This is a genomic window from Catenibacterium faecis, from assembly GCF_014306455.1.
GTDB classification, from domain to species: domain Bacteria; phylum Bacillota_I; class Bacilli_A; order Erysipelotrichales; family Coprobacillaceae; genus Catenibacterium; species Catenibacterium mitsuoka_A.
Window position 1 is genome coordinate 1 of the sequence record NZ_JACRWG010000126.1, and the last position, 1,631, is coordinate 1,631.

Here is a 1,631-nt window from a genome sequence, read left to right on the forward strand (position 1 = left end):
TAGACTCAAAGATCAGCTTCAATTCATAGTAGATGAAGACTAAAAAGACAATATAAGAATGTAGGAAAACCTACATTCTTATATTGTCCTAAACCTACATTTTTATATTGACTTTTGCAAAAATAAGGTAATTATTTATCCAATCATGACTATCATGATGGCTATTATTCTGTTAAGAGTTAGATGGTGCATTTACGTGCGAATAATCAAAACTCCATTCTTATAAAATGTTGTATAGTATAGATATGATACTTTCCTACACCTTAATTTCAGTAGAAAAGAAGTATATATAATATAATTTGTCAACCTAATCAGAATTATTGACTAAATTGGACTTTTCTACCGTAACGAGTGGTCTTTCATTAGCGAAATACTCATTAAAACAGATGAAAAACATCTTAAAGTGAATACTATCATTATTCATATTAACCTATAAATGCGCAGTCTTCACCCACGTCTACAGCTAAGGATGTGTATCTTAAACGTGAAATGTACATCTTGATCATATCATATTTACATTTTTTTACAGAAATTTAATAATAACAATATGAAGGAAAGTAAGATAAGGAGAAACAAGAATATGAAGAAAATTATCGTAACAATTACATTATCATTCATAATGTGCGTAATGTTTTTAGGAAGTGCTTCTGCAGTATCATGGAGTTCATCAGAATCTTTAGCTATACCATCTTGGGGTGCTATGAGTAATCCTACATCAGCTTCAAAAAACAAAACTAAAAAGTGTAGCTATGGATATATAGAAAAAACTTTAGACAATACAGCTTTTGGAAAATATGGAGATTTCTATAAAGGCGGAAGAATCTCAAAAACATATTATCAAATTTACCTAAATAATCAGACAAAAATCCATTACACAGATGCTAATGCTAAAAAAACAATTTCATCTGTAAAAGCGAGAGTATGTGGATCTAATTTAGAACCATCTGTTGGAACAAGAATTTCAATTAAATTCTCAGCTGATAATTAATTACCTATTATATGATTACTTTCCTTCACTTCTATTAGAGGTGATAATTTATGATTAAAAAAAATGCAAAAAATATTATATTAGTTCTTTTTGTTGTAATAACTGGAATATTTTATATTGACAGTTTTATGAGAAGCGGAATTGAAGAAGATTTTTTCACAGATATATACTTATATTTATGGAATTGTAACTTAAATATTGTTTTCACGATTGTTTTTTTAGTAGTGTTTCAAGAATTATGTGTTATGGATAGTTACAAAAAAATATTCAATCGTTTCGATAGATATATCATCACACGTGTTGGATATGTAAACTTCTATAAAAAAGAAATCAAAACAATATCTTTAAAAAGTTTAGCTTATTATTATTTATTACATACAATTATGTTGCTATACTGCTTAATAAAATATGGATATAGAACATCCCCTGATATTGATTTATTTAAATATCAATTATTTTGTGGCAACCCATTACTCAATATTATTCTATTTATTATTCTTTCTTCGTTTGGATTAATTATATTTAAATTATATATGTCTTTTTGACTATCTTTTTATATCTTCTTAAATGTCCGCAAAGCCTTATTTTATAGGCTCTACGGGCATTTTTCTTTTGTGGTAAACCTCACATATCTAGGTCTATC

General features: G+C 27.1%; 2 protein-coding genes. Both read left to right on the forward strand.

Annotation, left to right across the window (positions count from 1 at the left end; all coding sequences use genetic code 11):
• Positions 1-580: 580 nt before the first annotated feature.
• Entirely contained in the window at positions 581-988 is a 408-nt protein-coding gene (locus H8909_RS13000; RefSeq protein WP_117458951.1) for a hypothetical protein, read from the forward strand.
• Between the two features lie 50 nt (positions 989-1,038).
• Positions 1,039-1,533, forward strand: coding sequence for a hypothetical protein (locus H8909_RS13005; RefSeq protein ID WP_187013128.1), 495 nt, complete (start codon positions 1,039-1,041; stop codon positions 1,531-1,533).
• Positions 1,534-1,631: the final 98 nt, after the last annotated feature.

Bases quoted from the DNA above. Each gene is read 5' to 3' on its own strand.
- H8909_RS13000 (WP_117458951.1), top strand. From the start codon at position 581: ATGAAGAAAATTATCGTAACAATTACATTATCATTCATAATGTGCGTA.
- H8909_RS13005 (WP_187013128.1), top strand. From the start codon at position 1,039: ATGATTAAAAAAAATGCAAAAAATATTATATTAGTTCTTTTTGTTGTA.